Below are 22,720 nucleotides of genomic sequence, written 5' to 3'. Positions count from 1 at the left end.
AGCGGCGGATATGCGCATGTCCGACACGGCCAAGGGGCTTGCAGAGCTTCGGGCAGCCCGTGCTAGCGCGCGCGGCCTCTCCGGCTCGGCCTTCACCTTCTCGATCTTCGTCAACCTGCTGATGCTCACCGGCCCGCTGTTCATGCTGCAGGTCTACGACCGCGTGCTTGGTTCGCGCTCCGAAGAAACGCTGGTGGCGCTCTTCGTGCTGGTGGCCTTCCTCTTCCTGATGATGGGCCTGCTGGATTACGCGCGGGGCCGGGTCATGGCGCGGGCGGCGGCGCGGTTTCAGGCCGAGATGGAGGGCCGGGTGTTTGCTGCCGTGCTCGCCGCAGAAGGTAAGAGCCCCGGCAATGATCTGGCGGCCTCGGGCCTGCGCGATCTTGATTCGGTGCATCGCTTCATGGGCTCGCCCGCGTTGCTCGCGCTCTTCGATGTGCCGTGGACGCCGCTCTTTCTGGCGGCAATCTTCATCTTTCACCCGCTGCTCGGCGTGCTCGCGCTGGGCGGCGGCGCGGTGCTTGTGGCCGTGGCCCTGCTCAACCAGAGCCGCACAAAACGGCCCTCGCAGGAGGCCGCCGCGCTGCGCGAGCGCACCGAGCGGATGGCCGACCAGATGCGCAGCGAGGCCGAGACGATCCAGTCTCTCGGGATGCGCGGGGCCACCTTTGCCCGCTGGCAGGGGGCAAGGGCCAAGTCGGCAACCCGTGCGCTTGCCGCCGCCGACAGGGCTGGGGGCTATGGCACCACCACCAAGGCGCTGCGGCTCTTTCTGCAATCGGCAATGCTGGCGTTGGGCGCGTGGCTGGTGCTTCAGGGTGAGTTGACGGGCGGCGCGATGATTGCGGGCTCCATCCTGCTGGGTCGCGCGCTTGCCCCGGTGGAGCTGCTGATTGGCCAGTGGGAGCTGGTCAGCCGTGCCTCCAAGGGCTGGCAATCGCTGGGCCGCCTGCTTTCCGCCGTGCCCGCCGAAAAGCCCCGCACCGAGCTGCCCGCGCCCCGCGCACAGCTGGATGTGAGCCAGGCCACCGTTGTGCCCCCGGGCGAAAGCCAGGCCTCCTTGCGGATGATCTCCTTTCACCTCGCGCCGGGGCAGGCGATGGGCGTGATCGGCCCCTCCGGTGCGGGCAAAAGCACGCTGGCTCGCGCGCTCACCGGCACATGGCCCACCGCAGGCGGGCGCATTCGCCTCGATGGGGCCGCGCTTGACCAATATGACCCAGACACCCTTGGCCGCTACGTTGGCTACCTGCCCCAGCGCGTCACCCTGTTTGATGGCACCATTGCCGAAAACATCGCCCGCCTCGCCCCCCAGCCGGATGCCGAGGCGGTGGTAGCAGCGGCCAAGAAGGCGGCGGCGCATGAGATGATTCTCAAGCTGCCCGACGGCTACGACACGCCGGTTGCGGCAGCGGGCGGGCGGCTCTCGGGCGGGCAGATCCAGCGCATCGGGCTGGCCCGTGCGCTCTATGGCGATCCGGTGATCCTTGTGCTGGATGAACCGAACTCCAACCTCGACAACGCCGGCTCCGAGGCGCTGAACCGGGCGATCAAGGCGATGAAGGCCGATCAGAAATCGGTGCTGATCATGGCCCACCGCCCCGCCGCGATTCAGGAATGCGATCTGCTGATGGTGCTCGACGGCGGCATGCGCAAGGCCTTCGGCCCGCGCGACGAGGTGCTCAAGCAAATGGTCAAAAATCACGCCGAAATCGCCCGCGCCGGTGGGCAGGGAGGCGTGTCATGAACCTCTCCGCCCGCCGCCCGCTGCTGCTTGGCTTCTTTGCGCTGGTGTTGCTTCTGGGCGGCTTTGGCACCTGGGCGACGCTGGCCAATATCTCGGGCGCCATCGTTGCCTCCGGTCAGGTTGAGGTGGAGCAGAACCGGCAGGTGGTGCAGCACCCGGATGGCGGCGTGGTGGATGAGGTGCTGGTGGCCGAGGGGGCCAGCGTGGAGGCGGGCGATGTGCTGATCCGCCTTGATGCCTCCGAGCTCGCCTCCGAGCTGGCCATTGTTGAAGGCCAGCTGTTCGAGATCATGGCCCGCGCCGCCCGCCTGCGGGCCGAGCGTGACGAGGCCGAGCGCATCGAGTTTTCGCAAGAGCTGCTCGACCGTGCCGAGGGCTGGCCCGATGTGGCCGAGATGGTGGAGGGCCAGTCCCGCCTCTTTGCTGCGCGCAATGATTCGATGTCGCGGGAGGCCGAGCAACTGGCCCGCCGGAAGGGCCAGATCGACAATCAGGTGGAGGGGATCGACGCTCAAAGCGCCTCGCTCGCCCGCCAGCTGGAGCTGATCGAAACCGAGCTGGAAACGCAGCGCGGCCTCTTCGAGCGCGGGCTGGTCAGCTATGACAAGGTGCTGACGCTGGAGCGCGAGCAGGCCCGGCTGGCGGGCGAGATCGGGCGGCTGACGGCGCAGCGGGCCGAGGCCGAGGGCAAGATCACCGAGATCGAGATCGAAATTCTCAAGCTGGGCACGGCGCGCCGCGAGGAGGCCATCACCCAGTTGCGCGACGTCACCGCGCAGGAGGGCGAGCTGATCGAGCGGCGGCAGGCGCTGACAGTGCGGCTCTCGCGGCTTGATATCCGCGCCCCGGTGTCGGGCATCGTCTATGGGCTCACGGTCAACACGCCCCGCTCGGTGGTGCGCCCGGCCGATCCGGTGCTGTTCCTCGTGCCGCAAGACAGGCCGCTGGTAATTGCCGCGCGGGTAGAGCCGATTCATGTGGATCAGGTCTTTGCGGGCCAACCCGTGGTGCTGCGCTTTCCGGCCTTCGACAGCCGCACCACGCCCGAGCTGCTTGGGCAGGTGGTGCAGGTATCTGCCGATGCCTTCACCGATGAGCGCAGCCAGATCACCTATTACCGCGCCGAGATTCGGCTGAACGAGGGCGAGATGGGCAAGCTGGCGGATAAGGCGATCATCCCCGGCATGCCGGTCGACAGCTATATCCGCACCGATGACCGCACGCCGCTCGCCTATCTGGTCAAGCCGCTGACGGATTACTTCAACAAGGCCTTCCGCGAGAGCTGAGAGCGCGGGCCGCCTGCGCACCGGCGCGCCCGCCCGCTCCCCCCGCGCCGCCGCGCAGGCGGGCTGCGGGCGGGGGTGCCCTGCGGCGGCCCTTGGCCTCTGCGGCTTGCGCGGCGCAGGGGCAGGGCTTAGGGAGAGAAAACATCTATCAGGAGGCCCGCCGCCATGCAGACTGCCACCGCCGATGCGCCCGTCGCCCACAATCGCCTGCCGGATGACCGGTTGATCGTTGCCCTCGATGTGCCCAATGCGGTGCAGGGGCTGGCGCTGGCCGAGAAGCTGGATGCGGCGGTGAGCTTCTACAAGATCGGGTTGGGGATGCTTTGCGGCGGCGGCATGGCGCTGGCCAATGAGCTCAAGCAGGAACACGGCAAGCGCATCTTCCTCGACATGAAGCTCTTCGACATCGGCGCAACGGTAGAGGCCGCCGTGCGCGGGATTGCCCAGTTCGAGCTCGATTTCCTCACCGTCCACGGCGACCCGCATGTGGTGCGGGCGGCGCAGGAGGGCAAGGGCGGCAGCGATCTGAAGATCCTCGGCGTCACCATTCTGACCTCGCTGGACCGCGCCGATCTGGATGCCGGGCTGATCCGGGCGGGCGACATTTCCGAGATCGTCACCGAGCGCGCCGCCAAGGCCTTCGAGGCCGGGGCTGACGGGGTGATTGCCTCGCCCCATGAGGCCGGGCCGATCCGGGCGCTGCCGCAGGCCGAAGGCAAGCTCATCGTCACCCCCGGCGTGCGCCCCGCGGGCGCGGCGAAGGGCGACCAGAAGCGCATCGCCACCCCCGCCTTCGCAGTGGAGCAGGGGGCCGACCATATCGTTGTGGGCCGACCGGTGTGGCAGGCGGACAACCCCGACGGGGCTGCCCGCGCCATCATCTCTGAGCTGCCCTGACCGGCCCCGCGCGAAGACACCGCGCAGGGTGGATGAGCGGCCCCGCTAGTAGGCGATGGTAAACACCTCGCCACGGTGCTTGGGCGCTTCCAGCTCATCGACCAGCGCCATGGCGTAATCCTGGGCGCTGATCCGGCTCTCGCCCTCGGCATCGCTCAGCAGCACATCGCCGCCGATGCGGAACTTGCCGGTCCGCTCGCCCGGCTCGATCATTGCGGCAGGGGCGAAGAAGGTCCACTCCACGCCACTCTCGGGCAGGGTCTCCTTGAAGGCCTTCATGCCGGTGGCCTCGGGCAGGATCTCGGGCGGCAGGTTTGGCAGCAGCGGCGAGCCGTCGGGCAGATTCAGCGTGCCTGCGCCGCCAACCACCAGCAGCGGTTTGCCGGCGGCCTTGGCCCCGGCCACAACGCCCGCCCCGATCGCCGCCATCTCGGCCACGGCATCTCCGGTGCTGCGCGGGCTGACTGAGGTGACGATCACATCCACCCCTTCCGCAGCCTTGGCCACCGCCTGACCGCCTGTCACATCGAGTGCCACCGCCTCGGCACCCTCCGGCAGGGCGATCTTGCCGGGCGTCCGGCTGGCCGCGCGCACCACATGCCCGCGGCCCGCTGCTTCGTCCAGAATGCGGCTGCCGATCATGCCGCTTGCGCCGATCAAAAGGATGTTCATCTGTCTTGCTCCGTAGTAAGTTACGATTGATAACCTACTTACGGACAGGAACCGCGCTGGGGGAGAGGCATTCTCTCGTCACATGGTTACCCCGATGTTACCGCCCAAGGAGCCTTCGCCATGAACATGCAAGCCCGCCGCCGCATCACCTATGCCTGCCCCATGCGCGATGTCCTCGACCGGATCGGCGATGCGTGGTCGCTTCTGGTCATGCTGGAGCTGCTCAGTGGCCCCTGCCGCTTCAACGCGCTTGCGCGGGTGATCGACGGTGTGTCGCGGCGGATGCTTACTGTCACCCTGCGCAACCTTGAGCGCGACGGGCTGGTTAGCCGCACGGTGCTGCCCTGCTCGCCGCCCTCGGTGGAATACGCGCTCACCCCGCTGGGCCGTTCGCTGCAATCGGCGCTGGAAGGGCTGCGCGACTGGGCGGTGGTGCATCAGCCAGCGATCAACGACTGCCGCCAAGCCTATGACACCCGCGAAGAGCTGGTGTAACCACGCAAAAGGGCCACCCCAAAGGGCGGCCCCTGCAAATCCAACGTGGCGCTGTTTCAGCCCTCGTTGATGTCTTCATCAAAGGTTTGCACCTGCCGGCCCTTGGCGCCGAAGGTCTTGTAGCAAATCACCCAGGCCACGACCGAGATCACCGCAAAGACCAGCAGCACCCACGGAAGGCTGCCGCCGAAGGTCAGGCCCATTGCCAGCAAGATGCCAACCAGCGCCGCCCCGATGGCGAAGCCCACGAAGATGAAACCGGGGGCAAACAGCTCGAGGATCGCCAGCACCACCGCCAGCGCGAGCCAAGCCCACCATGTGGTGAAGAGCTCGGTCATTTGCCGATCCCCCCGAGCATCTTGAAGGCGTTGCCGAAGGACTCCATGGCGTCTGCGGGCACGATGATCGTCTGCTTTCCGTCACCCTCGCCTAGCTTGTTCAGGCTTTCGACCTGCTTCAGCGCAATCTGGTATTGCGCTGCCTCGATGCCGTTGTCCTGAATGGCTGCAGCCACCACGCCGGTTGCATAGGCTTCGGCGTCGGCCTGCACGCGGCGGGCCTTGGCGGTTTGCTCGGCAGCATAAAGGTCGGCGTCGGCAGCAAGCTCCACCGCGCGGCGGCGGCCCTCGGCCTCTGTCACCTGTGCCCGGCGTGCGCGCTCGGCGTTCAACTGCTGGAGCATCGCGGCGCGGGTCGCCTCGTCGAGGTTCACGTCGAGGATCTCGGCTCGGGTCACTTCGATGCCCCAGTCATCGACTGCGCTCTCGACCAGCGCCTTCATCGACGAGATCAGCGCCGAACGGTTGCTCTGCACCTCGTCCAGCTCCATCTTGCCGATCTCCGAGCGCACGATACCGGCGACGGTGGTGGCAATGGCGCCATCCACATCGCGGATCCGATACACGGTCTTCTCAGGCGAGAGGATGCGGTAGAACACGCTGGTCTCCACCTGCACCATCACGTTGTCGGCCGTGATCGCGTCCTGGCTGGAGTTCGGAAGCTGCCGCTCAAGGATGCTCACCTTGTGGCGGACCCGGTCGATGAAGGGCACGATCAGGTTGATGCCCGGGCCAAGCACGCTTTTCAGCCGCCCGAAGCGCTCCACCACGTATTTCTCCGATTGCGGAACGATCCGCACACCCAGAAAGATCGAGATGATGACAAACAGCGCCAGCAGGCCGACGACCACTGCGCCACCGCTGATGCCCGGAAGAAAATCCATGAAGTTCATGCCCAAATCCTGTAACTAACTGCCCCTGCCACTCCACATATGGGCACGTCACATGACATTTTGAAGTGTTTTCCGAATCACCCCCTCGCCCGAAGCGCGACCGTGACCGCTTGGACACGCGCCGCCATGGCGCTACCATGCGCCCGCCTGACGAGTGCCACAAACCATGCCCGCCCTCTGCCGCGACTGCCTAGAAACCTTCGATTCCGGCACACGTTGCCCCGCCTGCCGCTCGCCCCGCGTTGCGGCCCACCCCGAGCTGTTTTCGCTCTCCATCGCCCATATGGATTGCGATGCCTTCTATGCCTCGGTCGAAAAGCGCGACAATCCGGAGCTGGCCGCCAAGCCGGTGATCATCGGCGGCGGGCGGCGCGGGGTGGTGTCGACGGCCTGCTACATCGCCCGCATCAAGGGCGTGCGCTCGGCAATGCCGATGTTTCAGGCGCTCAAGCTCTGCCCCGAGGCGGTTGTGGTGAAGCCCCGGATGGAGGCCTATGTCGAGGTGTCCCGCGCCATCCGCGCCCTGATGGAAGAGCTGACCCCATCCATCGAGCCGCTGTCGCTGGATGAGGCCTTCATCGACCTCACCGGCACCGAGCGGCTCCACGGCCACCCGCCCGCCGTCATGCTGGCCCGGCTGGTAAAGCGGATGAAGGCTGAACTGGGGGTGACAGGCTCTATCGGCCTCAGCCACAACAAGTTTCTCGCCAAGATCGCCTCGGATCTCGACAAACCGCAGGGCTTTTCGGTGATCGGCGCGGCGGAAACCGAAGACTTTCTGCGCGACAAGCCGGTGCGGATGATCTGGGGCGTTGGTCAGGCCTTTCAGGCTTCGCTGGAGGGGGCGGGCATTCGCACCTTTGCCGACCTGCGCCGCTGGGAGCAAAAGGAACTGGCGGCGCGGTTCGGGGCCTCCGGCGCCCGCCTCTGGCACCTTGCACGCGGGCAAGACAAGCGCCGGGTGAGCCGCGACTCGGCCCTCAAGTCGATCAGCAACGAAACCACTTTCTTTGAAGACACCGCCAGCACCGACATTCTCGACGGCCATATCTGGCGCCTGTCCGAGAAGGTTTCGGCCCGCGCCAAGGCCAAGGAGCTTTCGGGCCGCACGGTGACGCTCAAGCTCAAGACCGCCAAGTTCAAGCTGCTCACCCGTCGCACCACCCTGCGCGAGCCCACGCAAATCGCCGACCGTCTCTACCGCACCGCCCGCGACCTCTTTGACCAAGCAGGCAACAGTGGCCCCTTCCGCCTCATCGGCGTGGGCCTGTCTGACCTCGCGCCAGAGGCGGCAGCAGACCTCTCGGGCGACCTGCTGGATCCGGACGCCGGAAAACGCGCCGAGGCCGAGCGGGCCACCGATTCCATCCGCGCGCGCTTTGGCAAGGATGCCATCCTGAAGGGCAGGGCGCTCAGATAGGCGTAGGGTGGGCAATCTGCCCACCACTCACCAACCACTCCCCCCGGCACCCCGCCAAAAGGCTGGACACGCGCCCCGGCACCCCGCACCATCTGCCCATGCGATACCTGCTGCTCTGCCTGCTCATCGCGCTGCCCGCCGCCGCGCAGGACCGGCCACCGCCAAAGCCCGGCGACCCGGATGACTTTGTCCGCTACATCTTCGAAACCAACGCCTGCGTGATGACCGAAGATCAGCTGCTGAAGGCCTACCAAGAGTCGGGATATGGCATCATGGGGGCGAACAACGCGGTGATTGCCGTTTCCGAACGCGAAGACATCGAGGTGCTCAGCCGCAACCCCTTCCGCTATCGCTACTACGGCTCCGACTACTGCGGCTTCTAGCTCTCGATCTTCACGATGGTGCCCTGCGCGGCGGCGCAGAGCTTTTCTTCGCCATCCACCACGGCAAACACGTCACAGCGCGTTACCGCCTGCCGCCGTCCGTGGCCCACAACCTCGCCCCGCGCCACCAGCCGCTCGCCAGTGCCGGGCCGCAGGTAGTTGATCTTCAACTCCGAGGTGATGACTGGCCCAAGCACCATTGCGCCCACAAAGGTGAGCGCCATATCGGCCAGCGTGGCCAAAACGCCGCCGTGGGCGATTCCCATGTGCTGCTTCAACTCTTCGCGCATCGGTGCGGAAATCACGCAGCGTCCGTCTTCGAACAGCTCCAGCTTCGCGCCCACCAGCTTGGAAAACGGTTGCGCGTCCAAAATGGCCTGTGCCTCGTCTCTGGACAGCATCCGCATCTCCTCTGGTTTCTGCCCGGCAGGATGCGCCCGCCCCCGGCCCGGTCAAACCTTACGTTACGTCGCTTGGGTTACTCGGCCGCCAGCGGCATTGCCGCGCCGCCCCGGCCGATTTCGACGATATCGGCCACCACTTCGCCCAGCCGCGCGCGGATTTCTTCAAACCGGGGGCCGCGCTCGATGGTCTCTTCATTCATGTAAAGCGAGCGGTCGATCTCGACCTGAACCGCATGCTGTCCCCGCGCCGGGCGGCCATAGCTCTGGGTGACATAGGCCCCGGCAAAGGGTGCGTTGCGGGCCACGCGGAAGCCTGCGCCGGCAAAGGCAGCCTCCACCTGATCCATCACCTCCGCCCCGCAGGCGGCGCCAAAGCGGTCGCCTAGTACTACCTCGGGCAGGCGGCGGTTGCCCTTGCGGCTTCCGGCGGCGTCTATCGCCTCATGGGGCATCGAATGGCAGTCGATCAGCAGCGCCTGCCCGAATTCGGCGCGCGCGGCATCCACCTCGCCCTGCAAGGCGCGGTGATAGGGCCGCCAGACATCCGCAATCCGCGCGCGGGCCTCCTCCAGCGTGATCTTGCCCCGGTAAATCGCCCGCCCGCCGGCCACCACCCGTGGAATCACCCCAAGGCCAGAGCTGACGCGCGGATTATGCGTTACCGTGGCCACGCCCCGGATCAGCGCCGGGTCTAGCTCATCGGCGGAGCGGTTGAGATCAATGTAAGCCCTTGGCGCAGCGGCAGCGATCAGCGGAGCCCCATGCGCCGGGGCCATGCTGAAAAGCTCGTCTACAAAGGCATCTTCCGAGCTGCGAATGCTGCGCTCATCCAGCACCGACGCCCGCAAAAACGCCCAAGGATAGTCGCAACCCGAATGCGGAGAGGCAAACACGGCTCCGGTCGTCCGCTCCACCGGGCGCTCAATGCGATATGACTTTGCCTCATTCCTGCTCATAGCCAAAACTATAGCGGCAAACTTCCACTTGCCAAAAGCCCTTGAACCGCGCTCAGCTTCACTTTATACGCCACCGCACCGACGCGGACCGCCCCGCGTCTTTTGTTTTGATATCGGGGCGATTCGAAGAGGTCAGGGCGATTAGCTCAGCGGTAGAGCACTTCGTTGACATCGAAGGGGTCACTGGTTCGATCCCAGTATCGCCCACCATCTGAGCCGACCCTTCCAGGGTCATGTTGAACTTGGCACCCAACTGCCGCGTTAGGGGCCGCAAGAGAGGAAAGGTTGAAGATATGAAAGTCCGCAACTCGCTCCGCTCGCTGAAAAACCGGCACCGGGATTGCCGCGTGGTCCGCCGTAAAGGCCGCGTCTACGTGATCAACAAGACCCAGCGCCGCTTCAAGGCCCGTCAGGGCTAAGACGCTTCAGCGCGCACAAACGGAAGGGCCGCCCAATTCGGGCGGCCTTTTTTGTTGTCTGCGCTGGCTGTGTTGTCTCTGTTGGCGTGCCGTGCCGTTTTCGCTCAATCGCCCACCGGGCTGGCATGGCGATGCACCCGCTGCCACGTCTCCCCGATGCGCCGGTAAATCTCTGTCACCCGCAGCCGCTCGCGGCGGGGCACATCGGCGCCTTCCACCATCACCTCCGAAATCTGGAAGCCCGTCCAGTAGCCCACATCCCCCTCGGTGCCGCTGTCTTCGATCTCCAGCCGCGTCTGGCCCTCCACGAAATCTTCGGCCTGCCGCGCGTTCGCCTCGTTCACGCTGCGCGCGCCCCGGGCAAAGCCCCCATCGCGGGTAAAGGCGGTGGCCATACCGGAGAGCGCGGTGATCGTGCGCATCGGGGCATCGTCGCCGTGGGCATAGGCCATTGCGGCATCCCGGCGGCGGGTGAGAAAGGTGTCAAAACTCTCCTGCATCATGGTTCTCCGTCTGTTGTCGCCGGGCGGGGTCAGGCGTGGGCGGGCGATACATGGCGGTGGATGCGCATCCACCCCGTGCCATCGCGCCGATACACTTCGCTGACCCTGAGGCGCTCCATCACGCCATCCACCCCCGAGGGGCTGCTTTCGTAGCCGATGCGATAGGCCAGGGCCCCCTGCGCGGCCTCGTCGCCGGCATCGGCGTCCAGCAGTTCAAAACCAAGCGCGCTGGGGGTTTGCGCCACATCGGCTGCGCCCAGCGCGCTGGGGATCAGGTCACAATCCTTGGGCATGTGCTCCCTCCTTGCATGTCTGTATGGCAGCAGAACGAGCGAGCCTTGGCTTCTGTTCCCGCCAGACGCCGGGAGGTGGCGCAGTCGGCAGGCTCTCGCCGCCTGCCTCTGCCCCTGCGGCGGGGCCTACACCTTGCTCACCGCATTGCCGCCATCGGCAAAGAGCGTGGCCCCGGTCACAAAGCTGGCGTCCTCCGAGAGCAGGAACAGCGCCGCGCGGGCGATCTCCTCCGGCTCCGCCAGCCGCTTCATCGCGTGCAAGCCCTTGGCGAAGTCGAGGAAGGCCGGGTCGTCCCCAGCCATCTCCGTCAAAGTGCCGCCAGGCAACACTGCGTTGGCCCGGATCCCCTCGGCCCCGTGCTCCGCAGCAAGCCCCTTCGCCAGTCCGATCACCCCCGCCTTGGCCGCGCCGTAGGCGGCCATGCCGGGCAAGCCCGACGCGCTGCCGACAAAGCTGGCGGTAAACAGCAGCACCCCGCCGCCCGCACGGCGCAGGGCCGGGATCTGAGCCTTGGCCCCGAAATAGGCCGCGTCGAGATTGGTCGCCATCACGCTGCGCCAGTTGGCCTCGATCATCTTCTCAACCGGCCCCATCTCGCCCACCGTGCCCGCATTGTTGAAGGCCCCATGGAGCGCCCCGAAGCGAGCCTCAGCCAGCACCACCAACTCGGCGGCAAAGCCTGGCTCGGTCACATCGCCCGCCGCCCAGGCCGCGTGGCCCCCTGCGGCTTCGATCTCGCCCGCCAGCGCTTCCAGCCGTTCGGCCCGCCGGGCGCCAAGCACCACTGCGGCGCCCTCTGCCGCCGCCAGCCGCGCCGTCGCTGCACCGATGCCCGAGCCGGTGATAAGTATCGTCTTTCCTGAAAATCGCATGGTCCGGTCTCCTGTTTGCGGATGACCGGACCTTCCGCGATGGCACCCTTAAGGCCGACCCGAACCCTGCGCCTTGCCGACCCGTTTCCTGCGCCTCTCGCTCGTAGGGTGGGCAATTTGCCCACCACCCGATCAGGCAAGCTCCCACAGCTCGATCGGGTTGCCTTCCGGGTCGTTCAGCCATGCGAAACGACCGTTGGGGTAACTTTCCGGGTCGCGCTTCACGGCGATGCCCGCCGCCTCAAGCTGGGCGATCATCGCGTCGAGGTCGCGCACCCGGAAGTTCAGCATGAAGGGCTTTTCGCTGTTGCCGAAGTATTCCGTGACCTTCTCGAAGGGGGCAAACACTGTGGCCCCCGCCTCCTGCTCCCACGGCGGCGTGTCGTCGTCGCCGGGCACCGGGTTGATGCCGAGGTGCGCCTCATACCACGCCGCCAGCGCCTTCGGGTCTTCGGACCTGAAGAAGAACCCGCCTATGCCGCTGACCTTCTCCATGTCTCGTCTCCCCCTTGGGTTGGCCTTAGTCGCGGATGATCCTGATGCCCGCATCCGAAAGCATCCGGCTCACCGTGGCCTCGTCCAGATAGCCCGTCACCTCCAGCTCCCGGTCGCGTTGGAAGCGGCGGATGGCGCGGCGGGTCTGGTCATCAAACTGCCCGTCCGTCGGCCCCGGCTCCAGCCCGAGCTGCGCCAGCCGCCGTTCGACCAGAACCTTGGTGAACTGCGGCAGGCCAAGGGCGGCCTCCCGCTCTTCGGCTTCCTGCCGGTCGGGGCTGGCCTCTTCGGTGAGCTTGTCGATCTGCGCCCGCGCCTCCTCGGCAAAGGCCCCCTCAGGATAGGCCACAAGGTAGGCGCGATAGCTGGCCACGGTGTTGCCCTTCACCGCCACATCCCATGCCGCGCGGTCCTGTGCGGCGGCTTCGCGGCGCTTGTCTTCCTCGATGATGGCCAGCTGCTCCTCGGCAATGTCCGAGTAGATCCCGTCAGGATACTTCTTCAGATACACCCGCAGCCCGGCCTCATCGCCCGCCGCGCCGGTAACTTCCCAATAGGCACGGTCAGCCCGCTCAGCCTCCAGCCGCCGCCGTTCGGCCTCGGCCTCAAGCTCGGCGCTGCGCCGCTCGGCCTGCTGGGCCAGCCGGGTGATCTGCTGGCGCGTGAGGTAGGTGGAGGGCGGAAAGCCGTTTTTCTCCTGAAACGCCTTGATCGCGCCGCGTGTGCCGGGGCCAAAGATGCCGTCGATCCCGCGTGGCTTGTAATCCAGCACTGTCAGGTTGCGCTGGATCTGCCGCCGCTCGTCGCGCGACAGGTCGAGCGCTTCTTCGGCCTTGCGCTCGGCGCGGAAGGGCTCGGCCTCGATCTCGGCAATCGCCTTGCGCGCCTCGTCGGCAAACTGTCCCAGCGGGTAGCGCGCGAGGTAGCCAAGGTAGGCGTCCTTGCTGTCGGCATCCACCGCGCTCTCCCACACGGCGCGTTCCACCTCCGCCGCATCGGCCACTGGCTCTTCGTTGCTGCCGGTCTCCACCGGATCTTCCCCCTCGGGCCGCCAGATCGTTGCCGCCGACAAGAAGCCCTCGCCGGTTACATCCTCGGCACCGGCCACGAGGGCAGAGAGGCTCTGCCCCCGCTCCATCAGCGGCCCCACGGCAAAGGCCCCAACCTCGGCAGATCGGCCACGGATCACCGTCACCCCTTGCGGAATATCGAGCGGCCCGATCCCGGCGGTGAGGCCGGGGCCAAGCTCTTCTGGCGCGCCCGCCGCGCCGATGAGCACAAGCGATTGCCCCGGCACCTCGGCGGCAATCTGCAGCACGGTTGAAAGGGCAAGCCCTTGGCCTGCGACGGTGGCGAGGTTTGGTGCCTTGGCATCATCCGCCATCAGCCACGTGTCGCTGCCGGAGCGCACGAAAGGCCCGCTGAGATGGATCACCAGCCTCCGCTCGCCCTCCACGCCGCTCAAGAACCGCGCCAGCCCCTCGCGCATCAGCTCCGCCGTGGCCGGGCTGCCGCCGATCACCGCAAAGCCCGCGCCCTCATAAGCGGCGGCAAGGTCTGGCGCAGAGCCGCCAAACAGCCCGCGCCCGCTCTCGGGCTGGCCGAGGATAAATGCCCGGTCGGCCATCGCAGGCCCGGCCACCAGCGCCAGTGTCAAAAGGATTGCTCGTCTCATGCCCGCCTCCCGGGCCGTTCGAGCGGCCCTCAGTCGTAACTTCTCTGGTCGTCTATCACTTTGCCGTCTTTCGGCAGGCTTCCCAAGGGATGAATGGTGACCTCACCAGAAAGTTTCAGGATCTCGCGCACCGCTTCGGCCAGCGTGGCCTCGCTTCCGCCCTCCGATTCGAAGGCCACGGCCATCACATCGCGCTCATCGTCGCGCGTCACCGTGACCCGCGCCTTGGCCGCGCCGGTGCGAGACACAAGCTCGGCCACCTGCTCGGGCCGCACGAACATGCCCTTGATCTTCGCGGTCTGGTCCGCCCGGCCCATCCAGCCCTTGATGCGCCCATTCGTGCGCCCGCAATCGCTCTGGCCCGGGAGCACGGCAGAAAGATCGCCCGTGGCAAAACGGATCAGCGGGTAATCGGGGTTCAGCGTGGTCACCACCACCTCGCCCACTTCGCCCTCGGGCACCACGTCGCCCGTGCCAGGCGTGACGATTTCCACCACCACGCCCTCGGCCACGATCAGCCCGCTCTCGGGGCTGCTCTCATAGGCGATATTGCCCAGATCGGCGGTGGCGTAGCATTGCAGGCAGGTGATGCCGCGCTCGGCATACCAATCGCGCAGGCTCGGAAACAGCGCCCCGCCCGACACCGCCGCGCGGGTGATGCCAAGGCTCACGCCCATTTCGTCGGCCTTTTCCAGTATCACCTTCAGGTAATCCGGCGTGCCCGCATAGGCGGTTGCGCCAAGGTCGGCAGCGGCCCGCACTTGCAACTCCGTCTGCCCCGTGCCTGCCGGGATCACCGCCGCGCCCACCGCGCGCGCGCCGTTGTCAAACATCATCCCCGCCGGGGTCAGGTGGTAGGCAAAGCAGTTCTGCACCACATCACCCGCGCCAATGCCGACAGCCCGCAGGAAGGGGGCGAAGCGCCACCAATCCTCCGCGTTGGTCATGCCGGGCTCATAGATCGGCCCCGGCGACTGGAACAGATGGGTAAAGCCCGTGGCCTCCACCGTGGTCAGCCCACCCAAGGGCCGCCGCGCGGCCTGCGCCTCCATCAGCGCACCCTTGCGCAGCACCGGCAGGGCGGCCAGCTCCTCGGCCCCGGTCACCGAGCCGGCATCGACACCCGCCAGCGCCGCGTACCCCGGCAGCCCCTGCGCCAATGCCACCTGCCGCGGCAGTGCCTCAGCCAGATCAGCCACCCGCGCCTCTGCGCTGCGCCACTCGGCCTCGCTCTTGTCCATATTGTCCTCCTCAGATTGCTGCCGGTTGGGCGGTTCGCCGCCAAGGTTGCCGCTGCGGCATCTCAACCTCTGGTCTGACACGCGGGCCGTGGCATAGTCCACAAGCGCGCGAGTCATGTCTGTTTACGAAAGGCCCCGGCCTATGCCCCAGCTTGCCGCAACCCGCGCTGCCCTCTCCGATGCGTTTCTCGACGCGCGCATTTCCTTTCACGAGGCGGAGGCGATCATGGAGGCCGATTTTTCCGGCCTGCATTTCACCAACTCCCGCGCCGTCAATCGCTTCTACGATCGGATCGAAGAGCGCATTGCCGCGAGTGGCGAAGACAAGTGGTTTTTCCTTGTCGATTACTCCGACAACCGGATTGATCCGGAAGCTTGGATCGCCTTTGCGCGGCGGGGCAGGGCGCTCAACCTCGCCTATTCCATGGGCACCGTCCGGTTTGACGTTGGCGAGGCCACCCGCGCCCAGATCGAGCGCTCGGCGGGCACCGAGAACTTTGATGCCAACCTCCTGCCGGACCGTGACAGCGCGTTGGCCCGGCTCAAGACGTTCAAGAACACCCGCCAGCGCCGCATCGTGCATACACCCAGCCACGGGCCTGAAGACATTCGCCGCCGCATCGCCTTTCGGCCCGAGGAGGTGATCATGGAGGTGGATTTCTCGCAATTCACCTTCGCCAACGCCCGGGATGTCGATGATGTCTATGACCACATCGAAGAGCGGATCATGGAGACAGATCGCAAGTGGTTTTTCCTGATCAACTACGAGGGCTGCCGCATCGAGCCTGCCGCATGGGTCCGCTATGCCTCCCGCGGCAAACGGCTCAACCTCGCGGCCTCGCTCGGCTCGGTGCGCTACGCACCGGGCAGCGAAACCGAGGCCGACATTCGCCTGCGCTCCGAAAGCCAGGATTTTGAGCCCAACATCCGCAATACCCGAGAAGAGGCGCTGGAACGCATCGCCGAAATGCGCGCCGAGGCCGAGGCGTAGGGCGGGACTGGTCCCGCCACGCGCAAGGCCCGGCGCCGCACCCCGCAAGGCGGGACGTGTCCCGCCTTCGCTCATATCTTGTAACCGTCTTCCACAAGCTCTGGCCCCAATGCCTCGCGTGCGAGCTTGCGTACAGGGTCGAGAACTTCGGGAATCACCTGCCAGTTCCACAGCTTCACACCGCAACCGGCCAGCAGAAAGCCGTCGCCGGCCCAGGCGTTCACACCACTTTGCGCGCCGCAATGCGGGCAGGTCACGGCGGTGGCGGAAAAGTCTTTCTCTACGCCCGCCGCCGTTCCAAGCGTGTCGACAATCTCGCCCGCGTCGATCCGCGTTCCGCAGCAGGGCGCGGTGAATTCATCCACGTTCAATGGGCTCCAGTTGAAGATTGCCCCGGCGATGAACTCCGCTCCATTGGTTCGCAGCTCCGAGGTTCGGCCATAGCCGGGCGGCAGCGACTCTTCTGCTCGAGGTCCGGGCCGATAGGCTGGCCCCTGCGCCGCGATCAGAACCGAATCCGGGTCATTCTCTCCCGCGATCAGCCCCGCCGCCTTCATCGCCGCGATCAAACGGGCAACCCGCTCATCCACATCCTCCGGCGTCGGCCCGGGCCGCGCGATATACCAGACGCGGTCACCCATCTCAGGCGAGCCACCTCTTGCGTCTCCGGTAGCTGCGCACATCGCGGAAGCTCTTTCGGCCCTCTTCGCTCATCCCGAGATAGAATTCCTTCACATCCGGGTTCTCGCGCAGCTCGGCGGCGGGGCCGTCCATCACGATCCTTCCGCTCTCGAGGATATACCCGTAATGGGCAAACCGCAGGGCGACGTTGGTGTTTTGCTCGGCCAGCAGGAAGGTCACGCCCTGCTCTTCGTTCAGCCGCCGCACGATGTCGAAGATCTGCTCCACCAGCTGCGGCGCGAGGCCCATGCTCGGCTCGTCCAGCAGGATCGTCTCGGGGCGGCTCATCAGCGCCCGGCCAATCGCCACCATCTGTTGCTCACCGCCCGACGTGTAGCCCGCCTGGCTCTTCCGCCGCTCTTTCAGCCGCGGGAAATAGTCATACACCATCTGCAAATCGGCATCGGTGGCCCCGCGCCCGTCGCTCCGTGTGTAGGCGCCGGTCAGCAGGTTTTCCTCCACCGTCAGATGCTCAAAGCAGTGCCGGCCCTCCATCACCTGAATGATGCCGCTCTTCACCTGCGCCGCCGGATCCTCTCCGGTCAGCCTGTCACCGCGATAGGTGATGCTGCCCTTGGTGATTTCGCCGCGCTCCGAGCGCAGCAAGCCGCTGATTGCCTTCAGCGTGGTGGTCTTGCCCGCCCCATTGCCGCCCAGCAGCGCGGTGATGCCGCCCTTGGGCACCTTCAGGCTCACGCCCTTCAGAACGAGGATCACATGGTTGTAGATCACCTCGATGTTGTTGACCTCCAGCAGCGTCTCGGCGTCGGGCTTGGCGGCATCCAGCATGGTCTGGCTCTCCTTCCGGCGGCAGGGCGCCCCCGGTCTTTCTCGAAAATGGCCCAAAGGGTCTCCCGGCCGGAACGGTCCGGCCGGGAGCAGTCACATCAGTTGCAGGCCGGCTCCACGCCCGCCTCGGCGGCATAGGCCGCGCTGTCTTCCTCGATCAGCGGCGCGAGGATCTCCAGATCGGACTGGTAGTAGTCGGTGATCAGGCTCCACTTCTTGGCGGCTGCATCCCACTGCGCCACGGCACCAAAGCCGTTGCCGCCGTGGTTTTCGCAGCTGACGGTGAACTCGGGGCCAAAGCCGGGCAGGCCGAGAGCGGCCATCTTGGCTTCGGTGATCTCGAGGTTCTCCATGCCGTCGCGCATCTGCGCCGGGCTGATGGCGGTGTCGCCGCTCAGCTCTTGCGCCGTCTTCACCGCTTCGGCGGCCAGCATCGCGGCATACATGCCCCGATTGTACAGCGCCGTGCCCAGCTGGTCTCCCGCGCCGGCGGCAAGCCCCTTGTCGACCACATGGGTCTTCAGGTCGTCATAGACCGGGTATTCCATGCCGAGGTTGTGGAAGGTCAGCGCCTTGTAGCCATCGGCACCATCACCGGCGGGCAGCACGTCATTCTCAGAGCCGGACCACCAGATGCCGATGAAATGATCCATCGGGAAACGGATGTTCACCGCCTCCTGAATCGCCACCTGGTTCATCACGCCCCAGCCCCACATGATCACGTAGTCGGGCTTCTCCCGGCGGATCTGCAGCCACTGGCTCTTCTGCTCCTGGCCCGGGTGATCGACCGGCAGCAGCATCAGCTCGTAGCCGTGCTTTTCGGCGAGGCTCTCCAGCGTGCGGATCGGCTCCTTGCCATAGGCGGAGTTGTGATAGACCAGCGCCACCTTCTTGCCGCTCAGGTCGCCGCCCTCTTCGTTGGCGATATGCGTGATGGCAATAGAGGCGCCATCCCAATAGTTGGCCGGATAGTTGAACACCCACGGAAACACAGCACCGTTCTTGGCCGAGGTGCGGCCATAGCCCATCGTGTGCATCGGGATGCCGTCAGCGGTGGCCTTGGGGATCAGCTGATAGGTGATCCCGGTCGACAGCGGCTGGTAAACCAGAACGCCCTCACCCTTGGTGGATTCATAGCACTCCACGCCCTTCTCGGTGTTGTAGCCGGTCTCGCATTCGACGAGGTTGATCATCTCGCCGCCAATGCCGCCGTCCCGCTCGTTGAGCAGGGTGAAGTAGTCCTGATAGCCATCCGCAAACGGAATGCCGTTGGCCGCGTAGGGGCCGGTGCGGTAGCTCAGCGCCGACATGGTGATCTCTGCCATCGCCGGAGCGGCGGCCATCACCGCGCCAAGCGCCAGTGTTGCTAGTTTCAGTCTCATCGGGTGTCTCCTCCCTTGGTTGGTCCGATGTTGCGTTGCGCGCCAGGGTTTTCCCCCGGTCTCCTCCTCCTCGGCCCGTGCGGTGGGCCAACCCTTTGTCCGGGCGCTGCGGCCCGAAGCAATCGGTAGGGTGGGCAATCTGCCCACCACCCGCCCCGCTCAGTGCGGGAACGGCCAGAGCCTCAGCTTCTCCTTCGCCACCCGCCAAAGCTGCGCCAGCCCATGCGGTTCGGCGATCAGGAACACGATGATAAGCCCGCCGATGATCATGAACTCCAGATGCGCCGCCAGATCGGTTGGCCAGCCCAGCGTGCCGACGAAGACGTTTTTCAGCAGCACCGGCAACAGCACCAAGAAGGCCGCGCCCGCAAAGCTGCCGAAGATAGAGCCCAGCCCGCCGATGATCACCATGAACAGCACGAGGAAGCTCTTGTTGATGCCAAAGACCTCGCCCACCTCGACCGCGCCGAGATAGACAGAGAAGAACAGCGCCCCCGCGATGCCGATAAAGAAGGATGAGACCGCAAAGGCCGAGAGCTTCGCGGTTAGCGGATTTACCCCGATGATCTCCGCGGCGATATCCATGTCACGGATCGCCATCCACTTGCGGCCCACCGTGCCCCGGGTGAGGTTGCGCGCCAGCAGGGCCAGCAGCACCACGAAGACAAGGCAGAACAGATAGGTCGCCCAGGCTTCGGTTTCGGCGCCGGTGATCTTGATGCCGAAGATCGTGCGCTCTGGCGCGCTGATCTGCCCGGTGGCCGAGTAGTTGTAAAACCACGGCACCCGGTTGAAGAGCCAGACCAGAAAGAACTGCGCCGCCAGCGTGGCCACGGCAAGGTAAAACCCCTTGATCCGCAGGCTCGGCAGGCCAAACAGAATGCCCACGCCCGCCGTCACGCCGCCCGCAAGGATGATGTGAAAGAAGATGCTGACATCCGGAAAGGCCGTCATCAGCTTGTAGCAGGCATAGGCCCCCACAGCCATGAACCCGCCGGTGCCAAGGCTGACCTGTCCACAGTATCCGGTGAGGATGTTCAGCCCGATTGCGGCGATGGCATAGATCAGGAAGGGCAGGAAAACCGCGCTCACCCAGTAGTCGTTGATGATGAAGGGCACGACGCCGAAGGCCACCACCAGAATCGCGTAATAACGCCAGCGGTCGAACTTGATGGGAAAGGTCTGGTTGTCTGCGGCGTAACTCGTTTTGAAGTCGCCGGCCTCACGGTAGAGCATCAGCCATTTCCTCCATTTTGAGCCAATCCCGCCACCGGGCCGCCCAAGTTGTTTGTTTCCACTTCGGCAACGGCGATGGCAGGCCCCGTCATACGCGGAAGCGCCGCGCCCAGGTCTCCGCCTCTGGCGCGCCGCTGGCCCGTCATCCGGCCCGTGCCGACGCCAGCGTATTCTTGCTTTCGAGACAATGCCGCCAAGCAGTTGCCGCAATCTTTGGGCAAATTGTTCCGAACAACGCCCCTGAGGACATTAATGCCGAGCTCCAAGAACCGCTTCGTTCCCCTGTCGCCGCAAACGCAGATCCATCCCTTGGAAGACATGCCGGCGGACCTGAGCGAACCCAAGGCCCCAAAAGGGCTCTTTCGGCGCTGCCTTGATTGCATGATGGGCACCTGCGCCGAGATCCTCGGCGGGCTGATGCCGTATATCATCGTGTCAGGCGTGCTGGTTGTGGCCATTGCGGTGTTCTTCGGCGTGTCAGCGCAGGCGGCAATCATCCTCTTGGGTCTCGGCGCCGTTGGGCTGGGCGTGTTTATCGCCGCCACGCAACGCTGAGGCACGGGCGCGGCCGCCAACCGGGCGTTGCTGGGGGTGAGGGGCCGGTCAGACACGTTCAATGATCCGCTCCCCAAACAGCCCCTGCGGGCGGAACACCAGAAAGATCAGCGCCAGCACATAGGCAAACCAGTTTTCCGTCGCGCCGCCGACCAGCGGCCCGATGAGGAACTCAAACAGCTTCTCGCCCATGCCGATGATGAGCCCGCCCACAATCGCGCCGGGGATCGAGGTGAAGCCGCCCAGCATGAGAACAGGAAGCGCCTTCAGCGCGATCAGCGAGAGTGAAAACTGCACGCCGCTCTTGGTGCCCCACATCATCCCGGCCACCAGCGCCACAAAGCCCGCAATCGCCCAGACCAGCACCCAGATGAACCGCAGGCTGATGCCCACGCTCAGCGCCGCCTGGTGATCATCGGCCACCGCCCGCAGCGCGCGGCCCTGCTTGGTGTATTGCGAAAACAGCACCAGCCCGGCCACCAGCAGCGCCGCCACCACCGTTGCCACGATATCGAGGTTGTCGATGAAGAAGCCGTAGCCGAACCAGCCAAAGGTGGTTTCGTCGATCCAGATGTTGATGCCCTGCGGCAGGCCCACATCCAGCTTCTTGATGTCGCTGCCCCACATCAGGTCTCCGAAGCCTTCCAAAAAGTAGGCCAGCCCGATCGTGGCCATGAACAGGATGATAGGCTCCTGATTGACGAGGTGCTTGAGGATCAGCTTTTCCACGATCCAGGCAAACAGCACCATCACCGCGACCGTCAGCACAATCGCCAGCACCGCCGGCATGTGCCAGCCGAAGTGGTGGAGATCGGTGCCGAAGGTGGCGTTGATCAGATGGCTGAACGGAATCTGCCCGTCCTGCAGCCCAACGAGCGTGAGCGCCGCAAACAGCGCCATCACGCCCTGAGCGTAGTTGAAGATGCCCGAGGCCTTGAAGATCAGCACGAAGCCAAGCGCCACCAGCGCATACATGACGCCCGCCATCAGCCCGTTCAGGGTGACTTCCATGGCAAACAACAGCTGATCGGGCATCATCGCTCTCCTAGCAAGGGTCTTGGCCGTCGTCGGGGCGGTTGCTCATCCGCGCCACCACGGCCTGCTTGGTCTCGTTATGGGTGAAGCTCACATAGATCGGCGTGTCGGTGCCGGTGCACCGGGCCAGCTTCGGGGACACGTAGCTGCCGCCATTCTGCGCAAAGCCTTTGCTCTCCAGCGCCATCACCGGCCCGAGCCCGAGCTTTTCCCAGCGCATAGCAGCAGAGCCATTGGCCGCCGGAAGGTGCAGCGTGCAGCTCACTTCTGCGGGCAGGCCCTCTGCCTCCTGCGCGCCCCGTTCCGCCAAAATCTCTCCGATCCCGGCAGGCGAGCGGTAGCGCGCGCTCCATTGCGGCGGGCTCAGGGTGTTTGGCGCGAGCATGTTCAGCCCGGCCTCGTCCAGCGGCGCGCGGCTCTGCGCTTCCACCACGTCGATACAAAGCGCCAGCGCCTCGCCTATGGCCGCCGGGTTCGCCCCGGCCGGCGCGGCTCCCGCCGCGAGCAGAAGCGCCAGCGCCTTCACCCGTCGCACCCCGAGCTGACCTTGCCCCCGGAGAACACCGCCGTGCCCATCACGAGCTCATTGCTGAGCGGGCCATTCAGGATCAGCGCCACCGCATTTGGCCCCACGCAGATCGTGGCGGCGATGTAGCGGTTTTCCCCGAAGGTGGAGCGATACTTGTCGACGGTGTTCACCGTGCGCAGGTAATCCTCCACCACGCGGGTCATCACCTTGGCCTGCTTGTCTCCAACCTCGCACACCCAATCGCCACGGCTGTCCTTGCGCATCGAAAAATGCGGCACTGTGGGCGTGGCAAGGATTGCGCCGGTGTCATTGGCCTGCGCCCCGCGCGGCAGTGTCGGCCCGGTTGGGCTGGCGGTGGCGATGGCCTCGGTGCAGTAGGTCAGAAACTCGTTCAGCACGTCCGGCGCAACGGCGCGGGCCGGGGCGGCACCCAAAAGCGTTAACGCCAGCGCGGCGCAGGCGAGGCGCATCCTCGTATGCATGGGATGTGCATAGGATGTGCATGGTTTGTGGCTGTATCGTTTTCGCACCT

27 protein-coding genes and 1 tRNA gene are annotated in these 22,720 nt (G+C 65.7%); 10 read left to right on the top strand and 18 right to left on the bottom strand.

Annotation, left to right across the window (positions count from 1 at the left end; translation table 11 throughout):
- Positions 1 to 10: 10 nt before the first annotated feature.
- The 3 genes from FHY55_RS20265 (at position 11) to pyrF (ending at position 3,930) form a co-directional block, all read left to right on the top strand.
- Complete coding sequence (locus FHY55_RS20265) at positions 11 to 1,747, top strand: type I secretion system permease/ATPase (protein ID WP_140015913.1); 1,737 nt, start codon at positions 11 to 13, stop codon at positions 1,745 to 1,747.
- Positions 1,744 to 3,033 (top strand): HlyD family type I secretion periplasmic adaptor subunit, encoded by a 1,290-nt coding sequence (locus tag FHY55_RS20260; protein ID WP_140015912.1) that lies wholly within the window; start codon positions 1,744 to 1,746, stop codon positions 3,031 to 3,033. The genes FHY55_RS20265 and FHY55_RS20260 overlap by 4 nt, the downstream gene beginning before the upstream one ends.
- A gap of 165 nt (positions 3,034 to 3,198) precedes the next feature.
- Positions 3,199 to 3,930 carry an orotidine-5'-phosphate decarboxylase gene (gene pyrF, locus FHY55_RS20255; protein WP_140015911.1) on the top strand — a complete coding sequence of 244 codons (732 nt, stop codon included), beginning with the start codon at positions 3,199 to 3,201 and terminating at the stop codon, positions 3,928 to 3,930.
- A 45-nt stretch (positions 3,931 to 3,975) separates the two neighbouring features.
- Here the strand turns inward: pyrF and FHY55_RS20250 are convergent, their stop codons facing one another.
- Entirely contained in the window at positions 3,976 to 4,602 is a 627-nt protein-coding gene (locus FHY55_RS20250) for an NAD(P)-dependent oxidoreductase (RefSeq protein WP_140015910.1), read from the bottom strand.
- A gap of 120 nt (positions 4,603 to 4,722) precedes the next feature.
- Between FHY55_RS20250 and FHY55_RS20245 the strand changes: the two genes are divergently transcribed.
- Positions 4,723 to 5,097 (top strand): helix-turn-helix domain-containing protein, encoded by a 375-nt coding sequence (locus FHY55_RS20245; RefSeq protein ID WP_140015909.1) that lies wholly within the window; start codon positions 4,723 to 4,725, stop codon positions 5,095 to 5,097.
- Between the two features lie 56 nt (positions 5,098 to 5,153).
- Here the strand turns inward: FHY55_RS20245 and FHY55_RS20240 are convergent, their stop codons facing one another.
- Together FHY55_RS20240 and FHY55_RS20235 are read right to left on the bottom strand one after the other, a co-directional pair.
- Positions 5,154 to 5,435 carry an NfeD family protein gene (locus FHY55_RS20240; RefSeq protein ID WP_140015908.1) on the bottom strand — a complete coding sequence of 94 codons (282 nt, stop codon included), beginning with the start codon at positions 5,433 to 5,435 and terminating at the stop codon, positions 5,154 to 5,156.
- Complete coding sequence (locus FHY55_RS20235; protein ID WP_140015907.1) at positions 5,432 to 6,328, bottom strand: SPFH domain-containing protein; 897 nt, start codon at positions 6,326 to 6,328, stop codon at positions 5,432 to 5,434. Before FHY55_RS20235 ends, FHY55_RS20240 begins: the two co-directional genes overlap by 4 nt.
- 166 nt (positions 6,329 to 6,494) lie before the next feature.
- On the opposite strand from FHY55_RS20235, the gene FHY55_RS20230 reads away from it, so the two are divergent.
- A complete protein-coding gene (locus tag FHY55_RS20230) occupies positions 6,495 to 7,748 on the top strand; it encodes a DNA polymerase IV (RefSeq protein WP_140015906.1) in 1,254 nt (417 codons plus the stop codon).
- A gap of 98 nt (positions 7,749 to 7,846) precedes the next feature.
- Complete coding sequence (locus FHY55_RS20225; RefSeq protein WP_140015905.1) at positions 7,847 to 8,131, top strand: hypothetical protein; 285 nt, start codon at positions 7,847 to 7,849, stop codon at positions 8,129 to 8,131.
- Here FHY55_RS20225 and FHY55_RS20220 read toward each other — a convergent pair.
- Together FHY55_RS20220 and FHY55_RS20215 are read right to left on the bottom strand one after the other, a co-directional pair.
- Positions 8,128 to 8,532 carry a PaaI family thioesterase gene (locus FHY55_RS20220; RefSeq protein WP_140015904.1) on the bottom strand — a complete coding sequence of 135 codons (405 nt, stop codon included), beginning with the start codon at positions 8,530 to 8,532 and terminating at the stop codon, positions 8,128 to 8,130. The genes FHY55_RS20225 and FHY55_RS20220 overlap by 4 nt on opposite strands.
- Before the next feature lie 77 nt (positions 8,533 to 8,609).
- Complete coding sequence (locus tag FHY55_RS20215) at positions 8,610 to 9,491, bottom strand: N-formylglutamate amidohydrolase (protein ID WP_140015903.1); 882 nt, start codon at positions 9,489 to 9,491, stop codon at positions 8,610 to 8,612.
- A gap of 135 nt (positions 9,492 to 9,626) precedes the next feature.
- Here FHY55_RS20215 and FHY55_RS20210 point away from each other — a divergent pair.
- Together FHY55_RS20210 and ykgO are read left to right on the top strand one after the other, a co-directional pair.
- Positions 9,627 to 9,701 (top strand) — tRNA-Val (locus tag FHY55_RS20210).
- 83 nt (positions 9,702 to 9,784) lie between these two features.
- A complete protein-coding gene (ykgO, locus tag FHY55_RS20205; RefSeq protein ID WP_005850168.1) occupies positions 9,785 to 9,910 on the top strand; it encodes a type B 50S ribosomal protein L36 in 126 nt (41 codons plus the stop codon).
- 104 nt (positions 9,911 to 10,014) lie between these two features.
- Here the strand turns inward: ykgO and FHY55_RS20200 are convergent, their stop codons facing one another.
- The 6 genes from FHY55_RS20200 to FHY55_RS20175 all read right to left on the bottom strand — a co-directional run bounded on the left by FHY55_RS20200 (position 10,015) and on the right by FHY55_RS20175 (position 14,990).
- Positions 10,015 to 10,410, bottom strand: a complete 396-nt coding sequence (locus FHY55_RS20200) for a DUF4440 domain-containing protein (RefSeq protein ID WP_140015902.1) — start codon at positions 10,408 to 10,410, stop codon at positions 10,015 to 10,017.
- 32 nt (positions 10,411 to 10,442) lie between these two features.
- A complete protein-coding gene (locus FHY55_RS20195) occupies positions 10,443 to 10,706 on the bottom strand; it encodes a hypothetical protein (RefSeq protein WP_140015901.1) in 264 nt (87 codons plus the stop codon).
- Between the two features lie 126 nt (positions 10,707 to 10,832).
- Positions 10,833 to 11,579, bottom strand: a complete 747-nt coding sequence (locus FHY55_RS20190; RefSeq protein ID WP_140015900.1) for an SDR family oxidoreductase — start codon at positions 11,577 to 11,579, stop codon at positions 10,833 to 10,835.
- Between the two features lie 132 nt (positions 11,580 to 11,711).
- On the bottom strand, positions 11,712 to 12,074 hold the full coding sequence (locus FHY55_RS20185) for a VOC family protein (RefSeq protein ID WP_140015899.1): 363 nt from the start codon (positions 12,072 to 12,074) through the stop codon (positions 11,712 to 11,714).
- 25 nt (positions 12,075 to 12,099) lie between these two features.
- Positions 12,100 to 13,749 (bottom strand): peptidoglycan-binding protein, encoded by a 1,650-nt coding sequence (locus FHY55_RS20180; protein ID WP_140015898.1) that lies wholly within the window; start codon positions 13,747 to 13,749, stop codon positions 12,100 to 12,102.
- A 29-nt stretch (positions 13,750 to 13,778) separates the two neighbouring features.
- Positions 13,779 to 14,990, bottom strand: coding sequence for a phenylacetate--CoA ligase family protein (locus FHY55_RS20175; protein WP_140015897.1), 1,212 nt, complete (start codon positions 14,988 to 14,990; stop codon positions 13,779 to 13,781).
- A 142-nt stretch (positions 14,991 to 15,132) separates the two neighbouring features.
- Between FHY55_RS20175 and FHY55_RS20170 the strand changes: the two genes are divergently transcribed.
- Positions 15,133 to 15,981, top strand: a complete 849-nt coding sequence (locus tag FHY55_RS20170) for a hypothetical protein (RefSeq protein ID WP_140015896.1) — start codon at positions 15,133 to 15,135, stop codon at positions 15,979 to 15,981.
- A gap of 71 nt (positions 15,982 to 16,052) precedes the next feature.
- On the opposite strand, the gene FHY55_RS20165 is transcribed toward FHY55_RS20170, so the two are convergent.
- The 4 genes from FHY55_RS20165 to FHY55_RS20150 form a co-directional block, all read right to left on the bottom strand.
- The gene (locus tag FHY55_RS20165; RefSeq protein ID WP_140015895.1) at positions 16,053 to 16,622 is read right to left on the bottom strand and encodes a hypothetical protein; all 570 of its coding nucleotides are present in this window, start codon (positions 16,620 to 16,622) and stop codon (positions 16,053 to 16,055) included.
- Between the two features lies 1 nt (position 16,623).
- Complete coding sequence (locus FHY55_RS20160; RefSeq protein WP_140015894.1) at positions 16,624 to 17,451, bottom strand: ABC transporter ATP-binding protein; 828 nt, start codon at positions 17,449 to 17,451, stop codon at positions 16,624 to 16,626.
- A gap of 98 nt (positions 17,452 to 17,549) precedes the next feature.
- Positions 17,550 to 18,833: an ABC transporter substrate-binding protein gene (locus tag FHY55_RS20155; RefSeq protein ID WP_140015893.1), complete on the bottom strand. Its 1,284-nt coding sequence runs from the start codon at positions 18,831 to 18,833 to the stop codon at positions 17,550 to 17,552.
- A 159-nt stretch (positions 18,834 to 18,992) separates the two neighbouring features.
- Complete coding sequence (locus FHY55_RS20150; protein WP_140015892.1) at positions 18,993 to 20,069, bottom strand: branched-chain amino acid ABC transporter permease; 1,077 nt, start codon at positions 20,067 to 20,069, stop codon at positions 18,993 to 18,995.
- A 213-nt stretch (positions 20,070 to 20,282) separates the two neighbouring features.
- Between FHY55_RS20150 and FHY55_RS20145 the strand changes: the two genes are divergently transcribed.
- Positions 20,283 to 20,624 carry a hypothetical protein gene (locus FHY55_RS20145; RefSeq protein WP_210410519.1) on the top strand — a complete coding sequence of 114 codons (342 nt, stop codon included), beginning with the start codon at positions 20,283 to 20,285 and terminating at the stop codon, positions 20,622 to 20,624.
- Positions 20,625 to 20,672: 48 nt separating this feature from the next.
- Here the strand turns inward: FHY55_RS20145 and FHY55_RS20140 are convergent, their stop codons facing one another.
- From FHY55_RS20140 to FHY55_RS20130, 3 genes are read right to left on the bottom strand one after another with little or no spacing between them, the layout of a single operon-like run.
- Positions 20,673 to 21,659, bottom strand: coding sequence for a branched-chain amino acid ABC transporter permease (locus FHY55_RS20140; RefSeq protein WP_140015890.1), 987 nt, complete (start codon positions 21,657 to 21,659; stop codon positions 20,673 to 20,675).
- A gap of 10 nt (positions 21,660 to 21,669) precedes the next feature.
- Entirely contained in the window at positions 21,670 to 22,194 is a 525-nt protein-coding gene (locus FHY55_RS20135; protein WP_140015889.1) for a hypothetical protein, read from the bottom strand.
- A complete protein-coding gene (locus tag FHY55_RS20130; RefSeq protein ID WP_140015888.1) occupies positions 22,182 to 22,670 on the bottom strand; it encodes a hypothetical protein in 489 nt (162 codons plus the stop codon). Before FHY55_RS20130 ends, FHY55_RS20135 begins: the two co-directional genes overlap by 13 nt.
- Positions 22,671 to 22,720 lie beyond the last annotated feature (50 nt).

The sequence above is a fragment of the Oceanicola sp. D3 genome (assembly GCF_006351965.1).
Taxonomy (GTDB): Bacteria; Pseudomonadota; Alphaproteobacteria; order Rhodobacterales; family Rhodobacteraceae; genus Vannielia.
Note: the sequence above shows the minus strand (reverse complement) of the source record. Positions and strands in the feature narration are given on the sequence as shown.

Coding starts and splice junctions, on each gene's coding strand:
- FHY55_RS20265 (WP_140015913.1), top strand. CDS start 11: ATGCGCATGTCCGACACGGCCAAGGGGCTTGCAGAGCTTCGGGCAGCC.
- FHY55_RS20260 (WP_140015912.1), top strand. CDS start 1,744: ATGAACCTCTCCGCCCGCCGCCCGCTGCTGCTTGGCTTCTTTGCGCTG.
- pyrF (WP_140015911.1), top strand. CDS start 3,199: ATGCAGACTGCCACCGCCGATGCGCCCGTCGCCCACAATCGCCTGCCG.
- FHY55_RS20250 (WP_140015910.1), bottom strand. CDS start 4,602: ATGAACATCCTTTTGATCGGCGCAAGCGGCATGATCGGCAGCCGCATT.
- FHY55_RS20245 (WP_140015909.1), top strand. CDS start 4,723: ATGAACATGCAAGCCCGCCGCCGCATCACCTATGCCTGCCCCATGCGC.
- FHY55_RS20240 (WP_140015908.1), bottom strand. CDS start 5,435: ATGACCGAGCTCTTCACCACATGGTGGGCTTGGCTCGCGCTGGCGGTG.
- FHY55_RS20235 (WP_140015907.1), bottom strand. CDS start 6,328: ATGAACTTCATGGATTTTCTTCCGGGCATCAGCGGTGGCGCAGTGGTC.
- FHY55_RS20230 (WP_140015906.1), top strand. CDS start 6,495: ATGCCCGCCCTCTGCCGCGACTGCCTAGAAACCTTCGATTCCGGCACA.
- FHY55_RS20225 (WP_140015905.1), top strand. CDS start 7,847: ATGCGATACCTGCTGCTCTGCCTGCTCATCGCGCTGCCCGCCGCCGCG.
- FHY55_RS20220 (WP_140015904.1), bottom strand. CDS start 8,532: ATGCTGTCCAGAGACGAGGCACAGGCCATTTTGGACGCGCAACCGTTT.
- FHY55_RS20215 (WP_140015903.1), bottom strand. CDS start 9,491: ATGAGCAGGAATGAGGCAAAGTCATATCGCATTGAGCGCCCGGTGGAG.
- ykgO (WP_005850168.1), top strand. CDS start 9,785: ATGAAAGTCCGCAACTCGCTCCGCTCGCTGAAAAACCGGCACCGGGAT.
- FHY55_RS20200 (WP_140015902.1), bottom strand. CDS start 10,410: ATGCAGGAGAGTTTTGACACCTTTCTCACCCGCCGCCGGGATGCCGCA.
- FHY55_RS20195 (WP_140015901.1), bottom strand. CDS start 10,706: ATGCCCAAGGATTGTGACCTGATCCCCAGCGCGCTGGGCGCAGCCGAT.
- FHY55_RS20190 (WP_140015900.1), bottom strand. CDS start 11,579: ATGCGATTTTCAGGAAAGACGATACTTATCACCGGCTCGGGCATCGGT.
- FHY55_RS20185 (WP_140015899.1), bottom strand. CDS start 12,074: ATGGAGAAGGTCAGCGGCATAGGCGGGTTCTTCTTCAGGTCCGAAGAC.
- FHY55_RS20180 (WP_140015898.1), bottom strand. CDS start 13,749: ATGAGACGAGCAATCCTTTTGACACTGGCGCTGGTGGCCGGGCCTGCG.
- FHY55_RS20175 (WP_140015897.1), bottom strand. CDS start 14,990: ATGGACAAGAGCGAGGCCGAGTGGCGCAGCGCAGAGGCGCGGGTGGCT.
- FHY55_RS20170 (WP_140015896.1), top strand. CDS start 15,133: ATGCCCCAGCTTGCCGCAACCCGCGCTGCCCTCTCCGATGCGTTTCTC.
- FHY55_RS20165 (WP_140015895.1), bottom strand. CDS start 16,622: ATGGGTGACCGCGTCTGGTATATCGCGCGGCCCGGGCCGACGCCGGAG.
- FHY55_RS20160 (WP_140015894.1), bottom strand. CDS start 17,451: ATGCTGGATGCCGCCAAGCCCGACGCCGAGACGCTGCTGGAGGTCAAC.
- FHY55_RS20155 (WP_140015893.1), bottom strand. CDS start 18,833: ATGAGACTGAAACTAGCAACACTGGCGCTTGGCGCGGTGATGGCCGCC.
- FHY55_RS20150 (WP_140015892.1), bottom strand. CDS start 20,069: ATGCTCTACCGTGAGGCCGGCGACTTCAAAACGAGTTACGCCGCAGAC.
- FHY55_RS20140 (WP_140015890.1), bottom strand. CDS start 21,659: ATGCCCGATCAGCTGTTGTTTGCCATGGAAGTCACCCTGAACGGGCTG.
- FHY55_RS20130 (WP_140015888.1), bottom strand. CDS start 22,670: ATGCATACGAGGATGCGCCTCGCCTGCGCCGCGCTGGCGTTAACGCTT.